This window comes from Trinickia acidisoli, assembly GCF_017315725.1.
Taxonomy (GTDB): Bacteria; Pseudomonadota; Gammaproteobacteria; order Burkholderiales; family Burkholderiaceae; genus Trinickia; species Trinickia acidisoli.
Genome location: NZ_JAFLRG010000001.1, coordinates 4047704 through 4069305, shown reverse-complemented (window position 1 = coordinate 4069305; position 21602 = coordinate 4047704). Strand labels below are relative to the sequence as shown.

The window sequence follows — 21602 nt, the reverse complement described above, 5'->3', positions numbered from 1 at the left end:
TTGAATCGCCGCCGCCCGCGCCAGTTGATTGGCCTTACCGGTGACGAAATTGTCGAAGGTCAACACCGGGTTCAGCTTCGAGCGCTCGTACATCGATTCCGATTCCGCGCCCCCCAACCCCGGACGCGCGCCGGGACGCCATGTGCGGCGCGCGGCCGCAGCCTCGTGTGCATCGACGCTCGGCAGATCGAGATCGGCGGCGTCATCGAGCGCGCCATTCGCTGCCTGCCCACCGCCCGACCCGCTCGACCCGTTTCCGGCCTTCGGCCCCGGCGCGGCAGCGCCCATACCGCCCATACTCGCCGCGGCGCCGGCCCCGCCTTCGAGCGGCAAGCCGGCCGCGCTCATGGCGGCGGCCGCGGACGCCGGCACGCGCGGCAGCGGCACCGATTGGGCGCCGCTGCTCGGGCGCATGCCCGCCTTCGGATCGAGAACGAATTGCACTTCGACGGGAGCCTGCCAAAAATCGCGGGCGAGATCGGAGATACGGCCCGAAAACTGGCTCTTGACCCAGTCGAGCTTGAAGCGGTTCGGCGCGGCAATGGACAACATGTTCGCACTAGCGTCGAAGGCGACCGGGGCCAACGGTTTGATCCACGTCACGTACTGTTGGGGCGTCAACTCGCGCTCCAGCAATGCGGAACAGTGTTGCCAGAATTCGTTCATCAAGGCGATATCTTTTTAAGGCACGTCGACCCGCCGCCGCCCTCCCGTGCGTCGCGCGGCGAAAGGACCCGAACCGGCAAAGCGAGCGAGCCCCGCGGCCCGTCGCCACAAGGGTTTGCGGCGAGCTGGCCGAGTCGGAGCGGCGTGCTGGTTTCTTGAAGTAAGGCGAGATTCTACCGCCAAACACGTGGTGCCAGGAAGTTATCCACAGGGCCGGATCGAGCATCGCGTGCGCCTCGCGTGCCTTCTTCGCGCGGCGGGCGCAAGCGGTTGAGACACGTAAGGTATTGACGACCAAGAGAAAAGCGGTTTAAATAGCGGGTTCCCGCGAAAGCGAACACCCTTTTTTCGACCCCGGCCATTGCCTAGCGTTTAGCGGTTCAGCGCGCGCCTAGTGCCGATGCGTACGCGGTCCATTCTCAAGTGAGATCGACATGAAACGTACTTACCAACCGTCCGTTACGCGCCGCAAGCGCACCCATGGCTTTCGCGTGCGCATGAAGACCGCCGGCGGCCGCAAAGTGATCAACGCTCGCCGCGCCAAGGGCCGCAAGCGTCTGGCCATCTAAGTCGAAGGCGACGCGCGCCGTAGCCGTCGCTCGCGGTAACGCGGGCTCTGCCGGCACCGGTTGCACTTCCTCATCGGGCCCGGTTCCGTTGCAAGCGCCAGCAGCCTTCCCCAAAGCCGCGAGGCTCCTTAAAACGGATGAGTTTTCATCCGTTTTTCGTTTGCGCCCGTGGCGCCGCTCGCCGCATTTCGTCGTCTACGCACGGCCGACCGGCCAGGCGGCACGCCTTGGGCTCGTCGTCGGCAAGAAGTTCGCCCCTCGGGCCGCGACGCGCAATCTCGTGAAACGGATCGCGCGGGAAAGCTTTAGGCTGCGCCGCGCCGATTTCGACGGCTGGGACGTGCTGCTGCGCCTGTCCACGCGCTTGGACAAGGCCGCGTTGCCGAGCGCCGTCTCGCCGCCGCTGAGAGCGCTCTGTCGAACGGAAGTCGAGATGCTGCTTGGCAAGGTGGCGCGCGAAATCGCGCGACGCCAGGCATCGCCGCCGCCCGAATCGGCGCAAGATTGACATGCGTGCCCGATGCCGTCCCCGCATCCGCTGCACGCGCGCCCCTGCTCGGTGGGAGCCCGGCTCCCCAATGCTATGCAAACGGTACTGATCGCGTTGCTGCGTCTGTATAAGGTTGCCGTAAGCCCTCTGCTCGGCAACCGTTGCCGTTTTTATCCCTCTTGTTCGGATTACGCGCGCGAGGCAATCCAGTATCATGGCGCCGCGCGCGGGAGTTATCTCGCGGTGAAGCGCTTATGCCGCTGCCATCCGTTTTCCGCGGGCGGGATCGATCTCGTTCCACCCGCACCCCCGAAAAAGCGCTGAAACGCCGCTCCATCGACTCTGAGACCACGCATGGATATCAAACGCACCATCCTATGGGCGATCTTCTTCGTGTCAGCGATCATGCTGTTCGACAACTGGCAACGCGATCACGGACGCCCGTCGATGTTCTTTCCGAACCCGACGCAGACGCAGACGAGCACCGGCCCGGCCTCGGGCACGCCCGGCTCCGAAGCCGCCGCGACTTCGAGCGCCGCGACGCCCAGCGCCGTCACGCCCGCTGCCGGCACGGCACCGAGCCAGCCGCTAGCAGCCGCGCAGTTGATCCATTTCAGCACCGACGTCTATGACGGCGAGATCGATACGCGCGGCGGCACGCTCGAGAAGCTCGTCCTGACGAAGAACGCCAACCCCAAGGGTGCGCCGTTCGACGTCACGCTGTTCGACCGCACCGCGAAGCACACGTATCTCGCGCGCACGGGCCTGATGGGCGGCGATTTCCCGAATCACAACGACGTCTTTACGCCGGTTCCGGGCCCGCTCACACTCAGCGACGACCAAAAGACGCTGCACGTAGCGCTCGAATCGCCGGTCAAAGGCGGCCTGAAGGTCGTCAAGACGTACACGTTCACGCGCGGCAGCTACGTGATCGGCGTCGACACGAAGATCGAAAACGTCGGCACCTTGCCGGTCAAGCCGAGCATCTATATGGAGCTCGTGCGCGATAGCCAGTCCGTCGATACGCCGCGCTTCTCGCACACGTTCCTCGGCCCGGCGGTCTATACGGACGAGCATCACTTCCAAAAGATCACGTTCAGCGACATCGACAAAAACAAGGTCGACGTTGCGTCTTCGGCCAATAACGGCTGGGTCGCGATGATCCAGCACTACTTCGCGACGGCTTGGATTCCGCAGCAAGGCGCCGCGCGCAACATCTACGTCGAGAAGATCGATCCGACGCTCTACCGCATCGGCGTGCAGCAGCCGCTCTCGACGATCGCACCGGGACAGTCGACCGACGTATCGGCACGCCTGTTCGCGGGCCCCGAAGAAGAGCGCGTGCTCGAAGGCATCGCACCGGGCCTCGAACTCGTGAAGGATTACGGCTATGTGACGATCATCGCCAAGCCGCTGTTCTGGCTGCTCGAGAAGATCCACGGCGTGGTCGGCAACTGGGGCTGGGCAATCGTGCTGCTGACGGTGCTGATCAAGGCGGTGTTTTTCCCGCTGTCGGCGGCCAGCTACAAGTCGATGGCGCGCATGAAGGCGATCACGCCGCGCATGCAGGCGCTGCGCGAGCGCTTCAAGAGCGACCCGCAGAAGATGAACGCGGCGCTCATGGAACTGTACAAGACGGAAAAGGTGAATCCGTTCGGCGGCTGCTTCCCGATCGTCATTCAGATCCCGGTGTTCATCTCGCTCTACTGGGTGCTGCTCTCGTCGGTCGAAATGCGCGGCGCGCCGTGGATTCTCTGGATTCACGACCTCTCGCAGCAAGACCCGTTCTTCATCCTGCCCGTGCTGATGGCCGTGTCGATGTTCCTGCAAACCCGCTTGAACCCGACGCCGCCCGATCCCGTTCAGGCCAAGATGATGATGTTCATGCCGATCGCGTTCTCGTTCATGTTCTTCTTCTTCCCGGCCGGCCTCGTGCTGTACTACGTCGTGAACAACGTGCTGTCGATGTCGCAGCAGTACTACATCACGCGCGTGATGGGTAAGAAGAAAGAAGCGTAATCGTCGCCGGCGCGGCTTAGGCCGCGCCTTCCGGCAAGCCGCGCTTCGAAAGCGAATCGCCCGGTGCTAGCCGGGCGATTTTTTTTGGCGTCGATTTTGTTGGGTTGGGGGTTGGCTTCGATGCTGGATCGATGCGCGGCGCGTTTAACGCTCCGCGCTGTCGCCGTAGAACTGCTCGACGAGTTCCTGGACCAGATAGCGATGGTGCGCCGAAAGCGACTCGATCTTCGATGCAAGCTCGATCGTCTCGGGCGTGAGCGGATATTTTTCGTCGCGCGGCAGCGGCTTGGGCGTCGTGCGGGCGGCCGCATTCGGCGGCGGCCCGTAATGCAGCCAGTGCAAATCGACGCGCAGCCATTGCGCGAGCGTGTATAGCTTGTCGGGTGTCGGGACCGTGCGGCCCGTCAGCCATTTGTGAGCCGTTTGGGGGGAGATCGGATGCTCGCCGTGATGGCGCAAGTTGAAGTGCAACGCAAGCTGGGTCCCGCCCGTCGCCTTCTCCGGACTGCGCTGCAACGCAAACTTGAGGCGCTCTGAGAACGCCGCTTTTTCTTCGACGGTTGGCATCGCGAAATTGTGCAATTCAGCGCGCGCAGAGGAGACAACCGGTCGGGCCAGCTTTAGCCTGATCGGGCACGAACACCGCGTGTTCGAAGCGCGCCGCAAGGGGTGATGCATCGGCCTTTCACCGCGCAAAACCCGCATGGCATCGCGCATCATGCCAATATGGCCCCGTTCTCATGCTTCGCTTCGTCCTAATTCTACGCTATCTTAATCGAGATAGATCTTAACTATGCTAACGGGTTGCCGCGCCTTACCGGGTGTCCAGAGGGGCGCAGGTACCGGCGCGCTACAATGCCGGGCATGCGCGGGCATGCATAACGGCGCCGGCCTTGGGCCCTGCAAGCCACCCCGTTCGATTCTTCCCGTTTGACCATGCTCGCTCTCGATTCCGATCCGATCGTCGCCATCGCCACCGCCCCTGGCCGCGGAGGGATCGGTGTCGTCCGTATCTCGTGCGGGCGGGCGGGGGAAGCCGCGGCGCTGGCATGGATGAGCGCGCTGTGTGGCCAGACGCTGGCGCCGCGCCATGCGAGCTACGTGCCGTTCCTCGACGCCGGCGGCAACGCGCTCGATCGCGGCATCGCGCTTTATTTTTCCGCGCCGCATTCGTACACGGGCGAGCATGTGCTCGAGCTGCAAGGCCACGGCGGGCCCGTCGTGCTGCAACTCGTTTTGCAGCGCTGCCTCGATGTTGGGCATGCGTTCGGGCTCCGGCTCGCCGAGCCGGGCGAATTCACGCGGCGCGCGTTTTTGAACGACAAGCTCGATCTCGCGCAAGCCGAGGCGGTCGCCGACCTCATCGAAGCGAGCACGGAAGCGGCGGCGCGCTCGGCGGGACGCTCGCTCGAAGGGGCGTTCTCGCGCGACATTCACGCGCTCGTCGACGAGGTCATTGCCCTGCGCATGCTCGTCGAGGCGACGCTCGATTTCCCCGAGGAGGAGATCGACTTCCTCGAAGCCGCCGACGCGCGCGGCAAACTCGCCCACATTCGCGATCGGCTCGATCACATCCTTGGCGAGGCGCGCCAGGGTGCGCTGTTGCGCGAGGGCTTGTCGGTCGTGCTCGCGGGGCAACCGAACGTCGGCAAATCGTCGCTGCTCAACGCGTTGGCCGGAGCCGAGCTCGCGATCGTCACGGCAATCGCGGGGACGACGCGCGACAAGGTCACCCAGACGATTCAAATCGAGGGCATTCCGTTGCACGTGATCGACACGGCCGGGTTGCGCGAGACGGAAGATGAGGTGGAGCGCATCGGCATCGCGCGCACCTGGAGCGAGATCGAGCGCGCCGATGTTGTCTTGCATTTGCTCGATGCGCGCTTGGGGATGACCGATGAGGACTTCGTCATCGCCAAGCGGTTTCCGGCCGGGGTACCTGTCGTACGCGTGCTGAACAAGACGGATTTGACCGAGATCGGGCCTTCGGTGAATCGACATGCCGTGGATGGAGATGAAGCCGACGTCTGCGAAATCCGGCTGTCAGCGAAGAAGAGCGAGGGCATCGACCTGTTGCGCGCGGAGTTGCTGCGGATCGCGGGGTGGCAGGCGGGAACGGAGAGCGTCTATCTTGCGCGCGAGCGGCATTTGATCGCGCTGCGGGCAGCGCAGGACCATGTGGGGATTGCCGCAGCGCATGCGCAGGAACGCGCGCAATCGCTCGATTTGTTTGCCGAAGAGTTGCGGCTCGCGCAGGAAGCGCTAAACTCGATTACCGGGGAGTTCACGGCCGACGATTTGCTCGGGGTGATTTTTAGTCGGTTTTGTATTGGAAAATAATTGGCGTCGCCTTGCTCGGCTTCGCAGCATTCGATTACCCGCCGGCGGCGAGCTTCCGGGTTCGGCGTGCGGCGGACATCTCGTCACGGGTGGCTAGCGCGCAAGTCGACATCATCGAGCAAGGGCCCGAGATGTTCAGCGATCACAGGTACCGCGCGTTCATCCCGAAGCATGCCCTCGTGCGAACCGGGGAGCCGATAGGTCAAGATCTGGCCGTCGATCAATTTGGACCAGCCCATTTTGGGGTCGACGAGGGGGCTGACCGGTATCTGCTCGCTTTGGAATAAGACTACGTCGCCCGTGAACGCGCGCGGCCGATAGTTGTCTTGCGCATCCGCAAGCGCTGATAAAAACCAGCGGTTCGCCCAGTCTTCCTTGCCCAGTTCCCCAAGTTCTTCTGCGAGACGCAATTTGGACAGCAGGTGCAGCAACCTCTTCCAACGCACGACTCGGGTCGATCCCAAAAACTGCGCAATTCGCAGCTTGCCACTTCGAAGGAGCGTCAATTGATGCCTGCGAAAACGGAGTTTGTACCTTGAGGTGACGAATCCGATAAGAATGCGTTGGACAAAGGAGAACTGCGCTGAATAGCCAGGGCACCAGGTGTCGCCCATCACGACGAGGGGTACCTGTTCGCCGGCCTGCCTGAGCTGATGCGCGGCCTCATAGGCGATGAGTCCCGCGACACATAGGCCGATCAGGACATAGGGGCCGTTCGGTTGCGCCCTGCGGATGAGGTTTACGTAATCGGTCGCAATCTCCTCCAAGCTGCGTTGGGGCAACGAACGAGGGTTGCTGGGATCGAACAACTGAACCGCGAACAACGGCCGATGCGCGCCTATTTTCCTCGCGAGGTTGTAGTACAGCATCGTATTGTTGATGGCGATGACCGGCGTTTTCTCGCCTAACGGCTGAATTTTGACGACATTCCAAGGTTCAGGCGGCGCTTCGGTCCTGGACACACGGACCGCAAACTGCTTGATGGTCGGCGCCGCGAAAAGCGCCGCAACACCCACTTGAACGCCAAAGGCGCTCTGCACTCGGGCAACGATCCGCAAGGCCACCAAGGAATGGCCGCCGAGCTCGAAGAAGTTGTCATGTCGGCCGATCCGATCGAGCTTGAGCAGCTCGACCCAAATCTGGGCCAGACGGGTTTCGACGTCACCGACCGGCGCTTCATCGCCGCGTGCTGCATAGGCCGCGCTGTCCGGGGCCGGCAACGCCTTGCGGTCGAGCTTGCCGTTGGGTGTGAGCGGGAAGGTGTCGAGCCGCACGTAGGCCGCCGGTACCATGTACTCCGGCAATGCCGAGCCCAGATGCGCACGTAGTGCATCGACTGCAATCGACTTGCCATTGGCCGACGTGTAGTAGCAGACCAGCCGTTTCGCATCCGGCTCATCGTCGCGCGCGAGCGCCACCGCTTCCCGTATCCCCGGGTACGATGACAGCCGCGCTTCGATCTCGCCCAGTTCGATTCGGAAGCCGCGGATCTTGACCTGGAAGTCCTCGCGCCCGAGAAACTCGATGTTGCCGTCGGGCAGATAGCGGCCAAGATCGCCGCTTTTATACATCCGCGCATCGGGCTCCCCGGCGAACGGGTCCGCCAAAAAGCGCGCCGCCGTCAGCTCGGGCCGGTTCAGATAGCCGCGCGCTACCCCAGTCCCGCCAATGTGAATCTCCCCCGCCACGCCAGTCGGAACCGGCTCCCCGTTCCTATCCAAAATGTAAATGCGCGTGTTCGAGATCGGACGACCGATCGGGATGCTCGTGGATGCCGCCAGCATGTCCCGCACTTCATGGGTAGCCGCAAAGGTGGTGGTTTCCGTCGGACCATAGCCATTGAGAAGGTGTTGCGGCGGACTGCGCTGAAGCACGTGGGCGATCGCTCTGGGATTGAGCACATCGCCGCCCACAATCAAATAGCGCAGACGGGAGAACGCTTCGGCGAGCGTGTCAGCGTATTGATTAAAGAGCGCTGCCGTCAGCCACAAGACATTGATCGCTTCCTGCTCTAGCCGTTGCTTGAATAATTCATGATCAAGCACGATCGATTGGTCAATGACGACGATGCGGCCACCATTGAGCAGAGGCGCCCATATTTCCATGGTGCAGGCGTCAAATGTCGGGTTCGAGGCAAAGGCGACACGGTCGCTGGCTTGAAAATCGGCATAGCCGCTGTTCAGCACCAGCCGTCCCACCGCTCGATGCGCAATCATGACGCCTTTGGGCTGACCGGTGGAGCCCGAGGTGTACATGACATAGGCAAGATGTCTGGATGTGAGATCGATGTTGCTTTGATCGGGGTTGCTATCCGGCAGGTTCGCCCAGATCGCCGCGTCGGCATCGAGATCGATCACGGGCACGGCTGCCGTCGCCCGACTGAATGCCGCCGGCAACTGCGCCTTGGCATCCGTGAGCACCGCCACCGGGGCGCTGTCGTCGAGCATATAGGCGAGCCGCTCCGCCGGGTAGGCCGGGTCAAGCGGCACATAAGCGCCGCCGGCCTTGAGAATGGCCAAAAGCCCGGCCACCATCTCCAGACTGCGCTCGGCACAGACTGCCACGCGCGAATCGGGCCGGACACCCAGCGTCCTCAGGTGGTGTGCGAGGCGGTTGGCCTTGCCGTTCAACTCGGCATAGGTTAGCCGCGCGTCGTTATGCGCGACGGCAATGGCATCCGGTCGTCGGGACGCTTGTGCCTCGAACAGTTCATGCACGCATTTGTCTTGCGGGTAGTCCGCCTTGGTCGCGTTCCATGCCACGAGCAACCGATGGCGTTCGGCGTCGCTCATCAACGGCAACCGGTCGACCGCCGCCGCGTCATCCTCCGTCATCGCCTTAAGCACGCTGCGCAAGTACCCGCCATAACGCTCAACCGTCGCCCGGTCGAACAACACCGCGGCATATTCCAGCGTACCGGCGATGCGTCCGCCCACCTCGGCGAGGGTGAGCGTCAGATCAAATGTCGCGACAGAGTAAGGCGGCTTCACCGGCGCAACGGTCAGCCCCGGCAGATCGAGGTCGCTTTCGCCGAAGTCCTCCTGCCAGTCGAACAACACCTGAAACACCGGCGTATGCGCTTGGCTGCGCGGCGGCCGCACGATATCGAGCACGTGTTCGAACGACAACTGGTTTTGTTGCACCTCGAGCACTCGGGCTTTGACCCGTCGCAGAAGCCCCGCAACGACGAGTTGCCCGGAAAGGTCCACCCGCAACGCCACGCAGTCGACGAAGCGCCCAATCAGCGGCGCGACCTCGACGGGGCCTCGATTGGCAACCGGCGTGCCGATCACCACATCGTCCTGACCGGAAAGCCGGGCGAGCAGCGCTGCCCAACCGGCCAGCAGCGTCATGAATAGGGTCGCGTTATGGCGCTCGCTCAGCGCCTTCAATCCCACCGTGAGGTTGTCGTCCAGTTCCACCGCAACAGACGCGCCGGAATGTTCCTGCTGGACGGGACGCGGGTGATCGGTGGGCAACTTTAGAACGGACGGCGCGCCCGCCAGAGCGCGATGCCAATAGTCGCGCTGCGCTTGCAGAATGTCCGCGGTGAGCCACCGCCGCTGCCAGACGGCATAGTCAGGGTACTGGATGGCTAGCGCCGGCAGTGGGTCGGTCCGGCCATTCCGGAAGGCGGCGTAGAGCGCGCTTAATTCGCGCCTTATCACGTTCGTCGACCAACGGTCGGAAACGATATGGTGCAGGGTGACGAGCAGAATATGCTCGCGATCAGCCAGCCGGATGAGTCGCCCGCGAATCAGCGGGCCGACTTGCAGATCGAACGCGGCGGTGGTTTCCTCGACGGCTAGCTGCTGCAACGCACTTTCGGTATCGCCGCGGTGGCGCAGGTCATGCTCGCGCAGGTCGAAGACGCGGTGTTTGGCCGCAATGCGTTGAACCGGTTGACCATCGACGGAAGGGAACCGGGTCCGCAGCACTTCGTGCCGGGCGACGAGGCGGTCCAGCGCGCGGTGCAATGCGCCGCGGTCCAACTCTCCGGTCAACCGCAGGCACAACTGAGTGTGAAAGGCCTGGCTGGCGCCCTGCAGTTGCACCAGGAACCAGAGCCGCTCTTGCTCGAAGGACAGGGGCAACGGCTCGTCGCGATTGGCCATGACGATCGGCGGCGGCAGGCGCATCTGCAAGTCCGGACGCCCGAGAAACCGAATGTTGCCGTCGGGCCAATCAGGATCGCCCTTCTGATCGTTCCGCGCCCCCGGTAATACCGTACTGGAGCGACGCGGAGCATCATACTGCCATTGGGCGTCGAGGCAGCCATCATCTCGCGCTCTGGGCCTGCGCCAAAGCCACCGCATGACTTAACTCCCCTCGAATCAAGTTCAGCCCAACAAAGATAGCTCGGATCGGCCGATTAGGTGGCACGAGGCGCCGCGGCCATCGTCGCCATTGCGTTCTCGTCGCCCGCCATCTTGGCGCGAACATCCTCGGATGTCTGGGCGCAACCGAACGAATCCGACCTGACCACGCATCGGCACTACGTGAACAAATTCGGCCAAGACGTGCTCGCGACATGGCGGCGTGGCGCAGTGGGAATGAGGCGTCGGGGCGGTATCATGCGCTCGTTGAAGTGTCGACGCTGCCGGCGGGCTCCCGCCTCTCCCATCTACACGGAACATCGATGAAATCGCAATCTAGGCTCACGAAACGGCTCGCCGCACTAGGCGTCGCTGCTGCCGCCTGCTCTATGCTCGCATCGCCGGCCTCGGCGCAAGGTGTTTCACCCGCCACCGCCAGTACGCTCGACGTTCCAGGCACGCAGGTTGTGGTATCGCTCGAAGCGAGCGGGGTGCAAATCTACACCTGCAAACAGAAAAGCGACGGCACGCTCGAGTGGACGTTGAGAGCGCCGGATGCGTATCTGTACGACGACGCGGGTGCGCTCGCGGTGCATCACGTTGCGGGGCCGTCGTGGCGTGCAAACGACGGCAGTCGAATCGAGGGAAAGGTGCTTCATCAGGCGCCCAGCAGCACGCCGAACAGCATCCCTCAACTGTTGCTCACCACCCAAAGCGTCGGCGCGAAGGGCATGCTCTCGGACGTGCGGTACGTGCAGCGGCTCGCCACCGTTGGCGGCGTCGCTCCGTCTCGTGCCTGCGCGAAAGTCGGCGAAGAAGGTCGTTCGCCCTATCTCGCCCGATACGTGTTTTTGCGCTGAATCATGATGCGGCAGGGGTAACACGCCATCCCCAGAGCGCTCCCCCTTGAAAACCGCCACCCAGCCCCGCATGTTCGGCCCTACTCTGCGTTGGAGAACGACGATCATGGGAAGTCGCCCTGCTTTCATCGATGATCTCGCGCGCGTGCCGTCCGACGACCACAGCGCGGGCGAGATCGCATTCGATCACGATGACGCCCTGCTCGATGCCTACTCGCGCACCGTCATCGGCGCGCTCGAACGCGTTCAGCAGGCCGTCGTCTTCGTTTCCGTCGAGCGCGCGCGGCCGGGCGACAATACCCGGCGCGGCGGCACCGGCTCGGGCTTTCTCTTCACGCCCGACGGCTATCTACTGACCAACAGCCACGTCGTGCACGGCGCAACCGCCATTCGCATCACGCTCGCCGACGGCGCCACGCACGAGGCCAGCCTCGTCGGCGACGATCCGAGCACCGATCTCGCCGTGTTGCGAATCGGTTCGGCCGAGCCGTTGCCGCACGCCGAGCTCGGCGAGTCCGCGAAGCTGCGCGTCGGTCAAATCGCGATCGCAGTCGGCAATCCGCTCGGGCTCGCACACACCGTCACGACCGGTGTCGTCTCCGCGCTCGGCCGCTCGCTACGCTCGGCATCGGGCCGCATGATCTACGACGTGATCCAAACCGACGCAGCCTTGAATCCCGGCAACTCGGGCGGGCCGCTCGTCAATTCGCGCGGGCAAGTCATCGGCGTCAACACGGCCATCATTCCCGGCGCACAGGCGATCTGCTTTGCAACCGCGATCGACACGGCCAAGTGGGTCATCATGCAATTGTTTGCGCACGGGCGCGTGCGGCGCGCCTACATCGGCGTGGCCGGCACCGCCGTGCCGATCGCCCGTAAGTCACAGCGCTATTTCGCGCTGGAGACGGCGAGCGGGGTGCGCGTGATCGAGGTCGTCAAAGGCAGCCCGGCCGCGCTCGGCGGGCTACGTGTCGACGATACGATCGTCGCGATCGACGGAGCGCCAGTGGACGGCGTCGATGCGTTGCAACGCGTGCTCGATGCGTCGAGGATCGATCGTACCGTCGAGATCACGGTACTGCGCTTGACGCAAAAACTCACGTTGCGCGTCACGCCGGTCGAGCCGGCCGATGCGCGCTCGGCGTGAGGCTTAGCGCAACCGCCGCTCGAGATCGGGCAACTCGGCGTGCATCGTCGTCACGGCGCGCTTCAAACTAGCGGCGCAGCAACCGCAGCCCGTTCGCGACGACGATGAGGCTCGCCCCCGCATCGGCGAATACGGCCATCCACATCGTCCCGAGCCCGGCCAGCGTGAGCGCCAAGAATATCGCCTTGATCGTCAGCGCAAATGCGATGTTCTGCACGAGCACTGCGTACGTCGCGCGCGATAGGCGCACGAACGCCGGGATCTTACGCAAATCGTCGTCCATCAACGCGACGTCGGCCGTCTCGATCGCCGCGTCGCTGCCCATCGCGCCCATCGCGAAGCCGATCCGCGCACGCGCGAGCGCAGGCGCATCGTTGATGCCATCGCCGACCATGCCGACCGCACCGCCGTCGGCCGCAAGCGTCTCGATCACGCGCAACTTGTCCTCGGGCAGTTGCTCGCCGCGCACGTCGTCGATCCCGACTTCGGCCGCGATCGCGCGCGCCGTGTGCGTGTTGTCGCCGGTCAGCATGGCCGTCCGAATGCCCAGCGCATGCAATTGCGCGAGCGCGGCGCGACTCGTCTGTTTGATCGTGTCGGCTACGGCGAAGAGCGCGAGAACGCGCGTCTCGTTCATCAGTAGGACGACCGATCGCCCCAGCCGCTCGAGTTCGCTCGCGCGCAGCTCGATGGCAGGGGTGAGCCGCCCCCGTTCGCGCGCGAGCCGCGGGTTGCCGAGCCAATAACGCGCGCCTTCGACGAGCCCCGTCACGCCGCGCCCCGGCAACGCTTCGAAGCCGTCGACGGCAGTGGTCGCGCCGGCCTGCTCGCGGCCGAGCGTCGGCGCCGCCGCGGCCGCAATCGCGCGCGATACGGGGTGCGCCGAGCGCTGCGCGAGCGCGGCCGCGATGCGTCGGCAGTCGGCCACCGGCACGTCGGCCTGGGGCTCGAAATCGGTCTGCGACGGCGCGCCCGTCGTGATCGTGCCCGTCTTGTCGAGCGCGAGCCACGCGAGCTTGCGCCCCTCTTCCAAGTAGACGCCGCCTTTCACGAGGATGCCGCGCCGTGCGGCGGCGGCCAATCCGCTCACGATCGTCACGGGTGTCGAAATGACGAGCGCGCACGGGCATGCGATGACGAGCATGACGAGAGCACGGTAGATCCATTCGCGCCAAGCGCCGCCCGCAACGAGCGGCGGCACGACAGCGACGAGCAGCGCGCAGGCAAAGACGATCGGCGTATAGACACGCGCGAAGCGGTCGACGAAACGCTGCGTCGGCGCCCGTTTGCCCTGTGCCTGCTCGACTGCGTGGATGATGCGCGCGAGCGTCGTGTCGCCGGCGAGTGCGCGGACCCGATACTCGAACGAGCCGGCCTCGTTGATCGTGCCTGCGAAGACGGCATCGCCAGGGCCTTTGTCGACGGGCAGGCTTTCACCCGTGATCGGCGCTTGATTCACGCTCGATTCGCCGGCGACGATCTCGCCGTCGAGCGCGATGCGCTCGCCCGGCCCCACGCGCACGCGCGCGCCGACCGCCACGGTCTTCGCCTCGACAGTGGCCCAACTGCCGTCGGCTTGCTGGACGCTCGCCTGCTCCGGCGCCAATTGCATGAGCGAGTGAATCGCGTTGCGCGCGCGATCGAGCGACTGCGCCTCGATCCGCTCGGCGAGCGCGAACAGCACCATCACCATCGCCGCTTCGGGCCATTGGCGCAATGCCATCGCCCCCGTCACCGCGATGCTCATCAGCGCGTTGATATTGAGATTGCCGTTGCGGATCGCGATCCATCCCTTGCGGTACGTGCCAAGGCCGCTCAGCGCAAGCGCGAAGCCAGCGCAGCCGCCGGCAAGCCAAGGCGACGCGCCGAACCAAGTCGCGGCCTCGGATACAAGAGCCGCCAGCACGGCCAGCGCGAGCGGCCACCACGGACGCGCGAGTTCGGCGGCAGCCGGCTCGCGCGTCGCCGGATCGGGCAACTCCGGCACGAAGCCGAGCGAACGGATGGCGGCGAGAATGGCCGGCTCCGCGCCCGGCGCGTGCACGACCGTCAGCGTCCGTTGCATCAGGTTGAAGTCGAGACCGACCACCTCCGACATACCGTCGAGCTTGCCGCGAATCAGGGCTTCCTCCGTCGGGCAGTCCATCTGCATGATGCGGATCGCCGTCTCGACGCCGTCGGCGCGCCTCGACGCGGCCCGCAGCGGCGTGAGCACCGGCGCCTCGTGCCCGCAACATCCTTCATCGCGGGCATGCCCCTCGCCGTGATCTGCATGGCTGTGCGATGCGGCGTGCTCGTGCTCGTGCTCGTGCTCGTGCTCGTGCTCGTGCTCGTGCTCGTGGCTGCAATGATGCGGCTGCGGGCACGCGCCAGCGGCGTCATGGCGATGCGTATTGCCGTCATTGCCCGTGGCGTCGTCGTGCCGCCGCTCGGGGTGCACGCGATGCGTTTGTGTCATGAAATACCCTCGGAGAACCGTTGGGGTACAGTAAACACCTTGTAGCCACTCCAAGGTCAACCCACGACCGCTGCGAGGCCCCATGAAAATCGGCGAACTGGCGAAGGCCGCCCATTGCACGACGGAAACGATCCGCTTCTACGAGAAAGAGGGGCTGTTGCCCGATGCGCAGCGCACCGAGGCGAACTATCGCAACTACGGCCCCGAGCACATCGAGCGGCTGCGCTTCATCCGCAATTGCCGCGCGCTGGACATGACGCACGACGAGATTCGGATGCTGCTGCGCTTGATGGACCGCCATTCGGACCGCTGCGAATCGATCGACGCATTGCTCGACGCGCACATCGGCCACGTCGATACGCGGCTCGCCGAACTCGAGCATCTGAAGGGGCAATTGATCACGTTGCGCGAGCAATGCCACGGTGAAGGAACCGTCGATGCCTGCGGCATCGTTCACGGGCTCGCCGCGATGGAAACGCTGCCGGCGCCGGCCAAGCGCACGCACGTCGGCTGAGCCGAGCGCTTTCGCTCATGGCTCAGGGTGCGACTCGGCGATAAACGCAGAAGCGCGGCGCAACGGCCGTAAAAATAAAAGCCCCGCGCGACGTTCGTCCGCGGGGCTTTTGGCGAGGCGCTCAGCAAGCGCCGCGCGTCAGCGCAGTGCGACTATGCGACTACTTCGCACGATTACTGCGTGCGATTACTTCGCGCCGACGCTCTTGAGCGGGGCCCACTGGCCATCCTTGACCTGATAGATCGTGATGCCGCCGTTCTTCAGATCGCCATGCGCGTCATACGCCAAGTGCGTCGTCGTCACGCCGGGCATGTTCGTTTGCGCGAGCACCGGCAGGTACTTCGCCGGATCGGTCGAGTTGGCCTTCTTCATCGCCGTCAGCATGGCCATCGTGCCGTCGTAGGCATACGGCGAGTACGTTTCGACGTCGGTGCCGAACGCCTTCTTGTACTTCGCGACGTATTGGTTGCCGCCAGGCATGGCAGTGAGCGGCAGGCCGGCGAGCGATGCGTACGTGCCTTCGGCAGCCGGGCCGGCGATCTTCAGGAAGTCGGGCGTGTGGAGCATTTCGCCGCCCATCAGCGGCGTCTTCATCCCGAGCGAGCGCATTTGCTTGACCATCGGCGCGGCTTGCGAGTCGGCGCCGCCGTAGTAGATCAGGTCGGGGTTCGCGGATTTCAGCTTCGTCAGGATCGCCTTGAAATCGACAGCCTTGTCGTTCGTGAATTCGCGATCGATGATCGTCGCGCCGGCAGCCTTCGCGGCCTTCGCGAATTGATCGGCCAGGCCTTGGCCGTAAGCCGTGCGATCGTCGACGACCGCGATCTTCTTCATCTTGAGATCCTTCACGGCGAACGTGCCCGCGACCGCCCCTTGCTGCGTATCCGAGGTCATCATGCGGAACGTCGTCTTGAAGCCTTGCTGCGTGTATTCAGGCGCCGTCGCCATCGCCACTTCGGGGATGCCCGCGTTCGCGTAGATACGCGAAGCCGGGATCGTCGTGCCCGAATTGAAGTGGCCGATCATGCCCTTGATGCCGTCGTCGACGAGCTTTTGCGCCACGGTCGTACCCGTGCGCGGGTCGGCTTGGTCATCGGCCGAGTCGAGCACGAACTCGACTTGCTTGCCGCCGATCACGGGCTTCGTCGCGTTCATGTCGGCGATCGCGAGCTTCACCCCGTTCTGGAAGTCGGTGCCGTAGTGCGCTTGCGCGCCCGTCATCGGGCCGGCGAAGCCGATCTTCACTTGTTCTGCTTGCTGTGCGTGTGCGGTCCCCACCAGCGACATTGCCGCAACGAGCGTCGCGCCTGCCAGCGTTTTCATTTTGTGCTGCATAGCTTCTCCTAGATACCAAGGTAGTTGGAAGCGGCGTCGGGGTCGCCGCGCCGCTCCCTCTTTTGAATCCATCGACAAGGATTGCTCAGCCGATCGTCATCAAATTCGCATTGCCGCCCGCCGCTGCCGTGTTCACGCTCACCGAGCGTTCCGTCAACAGCCTCTCGAGGGTGTAGTCTTCGTCGCCGTTCTCGAGCGCATGCGTCGAGACGCCTTGCACCGATACGATCGGCCCCGGGCGCTTGGCCACTTCCTTCACGAGCGTAAGCAGTTCGTCGCTGTCGCCCTCGAACAGCACGGCGTCGAACGGTGTCTCGGCGCTCTTTTGCACGTCGGCGAACGGCTTGAGATGCCCAGGCAGCGCCGCAACGAGCGCCTCGCCAGCCGCGCCCGAGAACATCGCCCGGTTACCCGTGGCGAGCACCGCCGCGAACTGCGCACGCGCGCCGGTTACCGTCGAGGGCACGCAGGATACCGTGCCGCGCGCGCCGAGCGTATAAGTGTTGCGCTCGCCCGTGGGACCAGGCAACACGGCCGTGGCACCGGCCGGCATATTTGCGAGATAGCCGTCGCAGCGCGCGGCGAGCGCGGGCTGCAGCTCGGTGATGAGCCAGTCGCGCAGCGACGTGAGCGCGGCACGCGGCGAGCGCGGCGCGCCGCCCTTGTCTTGCTCGCCTGCGCCATCAGCGATGAGCGAAGCCGCCAGCGACTTCGGCAAGCCCGACGGGCGCTTGGCCAAGAGGCGCTGCAGATAGAGCGCACCGCCCGCCTTCGGGCCCGTGCCCGACAACCCTTCGCCACCGAACGGCTGCACGCCGACGACCGCACCCACCACGTTACGGTTGACGTAGATGTTACCGACATGAGCACGCGAAATGACGTGCGCAATGGTTTCGTCGATCCGCGTATGGATGCCTAGCGTGAGCCCGTAGCCGGTTGCGCGAATCTGCTCGAGCAGCTTGTCGAGGCCGCTGCGGCGATAGCGGACCACGTGCAGCACCGGACCGAACACCTCCCGCTTGAGCTCCTCGATGCCGTCGAGCTCAATCAGCGTCGGCGGCACGAACGTGCCGTGTGCGCAGCCTTCGGGCAGTGAAAGCTGCGTGACGAAGCGGCCTTTCTCGCGCAGCGCGGCGACGTGCGTGTCGATCGTGCGCTTCGCTTCGGCATCGATGACGGGACCGACGTCGATCGACAAACGATCGGGATTGCCGAGCGCCAGTTCGTGCATCGCCCCTTTGAGCATCGTAAGCGTGCGATCGGCGACGTCGTCCTGCAAGCACAGCACGCGCAGCGCCGAGCAGCGCTGGCCGGCCGAATCGAACGCCGATTGCATGACGTCGGCGACGACTTGCTCCGCGAGCGCGGACGAATCGACGATCATCGCGTTTTGCCCGCCCGTCTCGGCGATCAGCGGAATCGGCTTGCCGTCCGGATCGAGACGATCGGCGAGCGTTTTGTTGATGAGGCGCGCGACTTCGGTTGAGCCCGTGAACATGACGGCACGCGTCCGCGCATCGGCAACGAGCGCGGCTCCAACTGTTTCGCCGTCGCCGGGCAGCAGTTGCACGGCGCCTGCGGGCACGCCCGCTTCGCGCAGCAGACGCACCGCTTGCGCGGCGATCAGCGGCGTTTGCTCGGCGGGCTTGGCAAGCACGGTATTGCCGGCCGCGAGCGCGGCGGCCACTTGCCCCATGAAGATCGCGAGCGGGAAGTTCCACGGGCTGATGCAGACCACGGGGCCAAGCGGCCGGTGCGTATCGTTCGAGAATTCCTCGCGGATCTGCGCCGAGTAGTAGCGCAGAAAATCGACCGCCTCGCGAATTTCGGCGATCGCGTTCGGCAGCGACTTGCCGGCCTCGCGCACGATGAGGCCCATCAGCGTATGCATCTGCGCTTCGAGCAGATCGGCCGCACGCGCGAGGCAATCGGCGCGCGCATAGACCGGTGTCGCTTGCCAGATCGGCGCGGCGGCGACGGCGGCGACGAGGGCTGCGTTCACGTCCTCGCGCGTGGCTTCGACGACGGTGCCGACGATGTCGCGGTGATCGGCCGGATTGCGCACGACGCGCTCGCTGCGACCCGCCGCGCTCGACGCGGCCAACTCGCCGCTCTCGAGCATCGGAGCGCCGCGCCACGGGTGATGACCGCTCGCGAGCAGCGCCGACGACAGCGAGGCGAGGCGATGTTCGTTCGACAGATCGAGGCCCATCGAATTGAGCCGCTCGCTGCCGTACAAGTCGCGCGGCAGCGGGATTTTCGCGTGCGGCGCGCCGAGCGGGACGATCTTCGAGGCTTCGTCGACGGGATCGGTGACGAGCGCGGCGACGGGCACCGTTTCGTCGGCGATGCGATTGACGAACGAGGTGTTCGCGCCGTTCTCGAGCAGGCGCCGCACGAGATACGCGAGCAGCGTTTCATGCGTGCCGACGGGGGCGTAGATGCGGCACGGGCGGTTCAATTTCTCGCGGCCCGTGACTTCCTCGTACAGCGGCTCGCCCATGCCGTGCAGGCATTGGAACTCGTACTGGCCGGGGTAATAGTTCTGGCCGGCGAGGTGATAAATGGCCGCCAGCGTGTACGCGTTGTGCGTCGCGAATTGCGGGTAGACGGCATCGGGCGCGCCGAGCAGCTTCTTCGCGCAGGCGATATACGAGACGTCGGTGTAGACCTTGCGCGTATAGACCGGATAGCCTTCGAGCCCATCGAGCTGCGCGCGCTTGATCTCGCTGTCCCAATATGCGCCCTTGACGAGGCGAACCATGATGCGATGCCGGCTGCGGCGGGCGAGATCGACAACGTAGTCGATCACGAACGGGCAGCGCTTTTGGTAGGCCTGCACGACGAAGCCGATGCCGTTCCAGCCCGCGAGCTCCGGATCGAAGCAAAGCGCTTCGAGCAGATCGAACGACAACTCGAGGCGGTCGGCTTCTTCGGCGTCGATATTGAGGCCGATGTCGTAGCGGCGCGCGAGCACGGCGAGCGAGCGCACGCGCGGCAGCAGCTCGTTCATCGTGCGTTCTTGCTGGGCGCGCGAGTAGCGCGGATGCAGCGCCGAGAGCTTGATCGAAATGCCGGGGCCTTCGTAGATGCCGCGCCCGCCTGCCGCCTTGCCGATCGCGTGAATCGCCTGTTCGTACGAGGCGTAGTAGCGCTGCGCGTCCTCTTCGGTCGTGGCAGCCTCGCCGAGCATGTCGTACGAGTAACGAAAGCCCCGCGCTTCGTACTTGCGGCTGTTCGCGAGCGCTTCCGAAATCGTTTCGCCCGTCACGAACTGCTCGCCCATCAGGCGCATCGCCATATCGACGCCCTTGCGGATCAGCGGCTCGCCGCCCCTGCCGATCAAGCGCGTGAGCGCCGACGACAGACCCGCTTCGCTGTTGGTCGTGACGAGCTTGCCCGTGATCATGAGGCCCCAGGTGGCCGCGTTGACGAACAGCGACGGCGCATGGCCGACGTGCGACTTCCAATCGCCCTTGCTGATCTTGTCGCGAATGAGCGCGTCGCGCGTCGCGCGATCGGGAATGCGCAGGAGCGCTTCGGCCAGGCACATCAGCGCGACGCCTTCCTGGCTCGACAGCGAGAACTCGTGGATGAGGCCCTCGACGCCGCCGCCCGTGCGCTTGGCGCGCAGCGTCTCGACGAGCTTCGTCGCCATCTTGCCGACGTCGGCCGCCAACTGCGCGGGCAAACGCGCTTCGCCGATCAGGAACGGCACGCACTCGGGCTCGGGGCGGCGATACGCGGCCGTGATCGCCGCGCGCAGCACCGACTGCGGCTGCACGTTCTGCGCGAAATCGAGGAACGGATGCGGCGCGCCGTCGTCCTCATGCTCGGGAACGGGGCCGTCGCCGACGTCGCCCACGGCCGTGACGCCCGATAGCTCGGGAGGAAGCTGCCCATGCTCGATTTTCTCGAGGTACGCGAAGATCGCCTGCTTGATGAGCCAATGCGGCGTGCGTTCGAGACGCGCGGCGGCCTCTTTGAGGCGGGAGCGCAGGAGATCGTCGACTTTGACGCCTAGGGTAGTACTGGCCATGGTTCCTTCGATCGCCGGCGATACGAGCCGGCCGCTGACTAAAAGTTGGCCGAATCCTACGCCTCCCAATAAAAAGGTGCAACCAAATTTCCGTTATGGTTGCACCCCGTAAAAACCTATACCGGACAAGGGTTGCGGCGAAATCGAAGCGAACCGAACATCGTGGATTGCGCTCGGTATTTTCCCTGACGCGAAATCGTTCTCAGCGCCCTATTGCAGGGCTGAGGAATGCCGTTAACGCAGGAAAGCGTTCTAGCGCACGGTAAGCGCCGAGAAAGGAGAGGCGAAATGGAAAAGTGGATCGTAGTCGGCGGTATCTGGACGATGGCCGTGGCCTGTCTCGCGATGTTCGTGCGCGGCGCTTCGCCTGCGCACAGCCGTGCCGTCGCGCTGGCGCGCGTGCGGCAGGCCCGGCTCAAGGCCGAAGCGGCGAACGACTCGCTCCTGATCGAACGTAGCTGAACGGCGGACAAGATCTCCGCCCAAAAAAGGGAGCGACTGCCTCGGGGACGTTCGACGTGTTCGACGCCACCGAGCGACAGGGACGGCCGGGCCTAGGTTGCACCCGGTCGTACCCGATGCAATCGCATGTACTTCAGATCGCACCCACCTCGAGGCTCAACATGATTTGCTCGAACGAAAGCCGGTCCTCCGCCCGGAATCTGCAGGCGGCGCGACGCCGGCGTTCTCCCGTCGCCGCTTGTGCACGCCCTCTCACCTCGCCGGCGCCGAGCTACACGAACCGATTCCGGACGCGTGCGCGCAACGCGCGCAGCCGCCTGCGCTATTGAACCGTTTCCCGCGCCTCGCATCGAAGCGGGCGCGTCGCCGATCTGCGATGCGCCCGCC

At 64.7% G+C, this 21602-nt stretch carries 15 protein-coding genes and 1 pseudogene; 10 read left to right on the top strand and 6 right to left on the bottom strand.

All coding sequences use genetic code 11. The features are described from left to right. On the bottom strand, positions 1–666 hold a 666-nt coding region (locus tag J3485_RS18640), incomplete at its 3' end, for a DnaA N-terminal domain-containing protein (RefSeq protein WP_277991610.1). 434 nt (positions 667–1100) lie between these two features. Between J3485_RS18640 and rpmH the strand changes: the two genes are divergently transcribed. The 4 genes and pseudogenes from rpmH to yidC all read left to right on the top strand — a co-directional run bounded on the left by rpmH (position 1101) and on the right by yidC (position 3744). Further along, positions 1101–1235 carry a 50S ribosomal protein L34 gene (gene rpmH / locus J3485_RS18635; protein WP_004198824.1) on the top strand — a complete coding sequence of 45 codons (135 nt, stop codon included), beginning with the start codon at positions 1101–1103 and terminating at the stop codon, positions 1233–1235. Positions 1236–1266: 31 nt separating this feature from the next. Next, a pseudogene (rnpA, locus tag J3485_RS18630) lies at positions 1267–1743 on the top strand (ribonuclease P protein component); the annotation flags it as partial. A gap of 75 nt (positions 1744–1818) precedes the next feature. Next, the gene (gene yidD, locus J3485_RS18625) at positions 1819–2049 is read left to right on the top strand and encodes a membrane protein insertion efficiency factor YidD (protein ID WP_206955570.1); all 231 of its coding nucleotides are present in this window, start codon (positions 1819–1821) and stop codon (positions 2047–2049) included. A gap of 30 nt (positions 2050–2079) precedes the next feature. After that, positions 2080–3744 (top strand): membrane protein insertase YidC, encoded by a 1665-nt coding sequence (gene yidC, locus J3485_RS18620; protein ID WP_206955569.1) that lies wholly within the window; start codon positions 2080–2082, stop codon positions 3742–3744. Between the two features lie 144 nt (positions 3745–3888). Here yidC and J3485_RS18615 read toward each other — a convergent pair whose 3' ends face one another. Next, positions 3889–4311, bottom strand: a complete 423-nt coding sequence (locus J3485_RS18615; RefSeq protein ID WP_206955568.1) for a transcriptional regulator — start codon at positions 4309–4311, stop codon at positions 3889–3891. Between the two features lie 369 nt (positions 4312–4680). Here J3485_RS18615 and mnmE point away from each other — a divergent pair, with 369 nt between their 5' ends. Continuing rightward, complete coding sequence (gene mnmE, locus J3485_RS18610; RefSeq protein WP_206955874.1) at positions 4681–6084, top strand: tRNA uridine-5-carboxymethylaminomethyl(34) synthesis GTPase MnmE; 1404 nt, start codon at positions 4681–4683, stop codon at positions 6082–6084. An 83-nt stretch (positions 6085–6167) separates the two neighbouring features. On the opposite strand, the gene J3485_RS18605 is transcribed toward mnmE, so the two are convergent. Then, the gene (locus tag J3485_RS18605; RefSeq protein ID WP_206955567.1) at positions 6168–10223 is read right to left on the bottom strand and encodes a non-ribosomal peptide synthetase; all 4056 of its coding nucleotides are present in this window, start codon (positions 10221–10223) and stop codon (positions 6168–6170) included. Between the two features lie 500 nt (positions 10224–10723). Here J3485_RS18605 and J3485_RS18595 point away from each other — a divergent pair, with 500 nt between their 5' ends. Further along, a complete protein-coding gene (locus tag J3485_RS18595) occupies positions 10724–11260 on the top strand; it encodes a DUF3455 domain-containing protein (RefSeq protein WP_206955565.1) in 537 nt (178 codons plus the stop codon). Positions 11261–11366: 106 nt separating this feature from the next. Continuing rightward, entirely contained in the window at positions 11367–12407 is a 1041-nt protein-coding gene (locus J3485_RS18590; RefSeq protein WP_206955564.1) for a S1C family serine protease, read from the top strand. Between the two features lie 67 nt (positions 12408–12474). Here the strand turns inward: J3485_RS18590 and J3485_RS18585 are convergent, their stop codons facing one another. Beyond that, positions 12475–14622 carry a heavy metal translocating P-type ATPase gene (locus J3485_RS18585; protein WP_309477028.1) on the bottom strand — a complete coding sequence of 716 codons (2148 nt, stop codon included), beginning with the start codon at positions 14620–14622 and terminating at the stop codon, positions 12475–12477. A gap of 9 nt (positions 14623–14631) precedes the next feature. Here J3485_RS18585 and J3485_RS28955 point away from each other — a divergent pair, with 9 nt between their 5' ends. Both J3485_RS28955 and cadR read left to right on the top strand, forming a co-directional pair. After that, positions 14632–14910: a hypothetical protein gene (locus tag J3485_RS28955; protein ID WP_242538833.1), complete on the top strand. Its 279-nt coding sequence runs from the start codon at positions 14632–14634 to the stop codon at positions 14908–14910. Positions 14911–14947: 37 nt separating this feature from the next. Beyond that, on the top strand, positions 14948–15379 hold the full coding sequence (cadR, locus tag J3485_RS18580) for a Cd(II)/Pb(II)-responsive transcriptional regulator (RefSeq protein ID WP_206955562.1): 432 nt from the start codon (positions 14948–14950) through the stop codon (positions 15377–15379). A 186-nt stretch (positions 15380–15565) separates the two neighbouring features. Here cadR and J3485_RS18575 read toward each other — a convergent pair whose 3' ends face one another. After that, positions 15566–16714 carry a branched-chain amino acid ABC transporter substrate-binding protein gene (locus J3485_RS18575; RefSeq protein WP_206955561.1) on the bottom strand — a complete coding sequence of 383 codons (1149 nt, stop codon included), beginning with the start codon at positions 16712–16714 and terminating at the stop codon, positions 15566–15568. Between the two features lie 85 nt (positions 16715–16799). After that, positions 16800–20753, bottom strand: a complete 3954-nt coding sequence (putA, locus tag J3485_RS18570; RefSeq protein WP_206955560.1) for a trifunctional transcriptional regulator/proline dehydrogenase/L-glutamate gamma-semialdehyde dehydrogenase — start codon at positions 20751–20753, stop codon at positions 16800–16802. 288 nt (positions 20754–21041) lie between these two features. Between putA and J3485_RS18565 the strand changes: the two genes are divergently transcribed. After that, positions 21042–21215, top strand: a complete 174-nt coding sequence (locus tag J3485_RS18565; RefSeq protein ID WP_206955559.1) for a hypothetical protein — start codon at positions 21042–21044, stop codon at positions 21213–21215. Positions 21216–21602 lie beyond the last annotated feature (387 nt).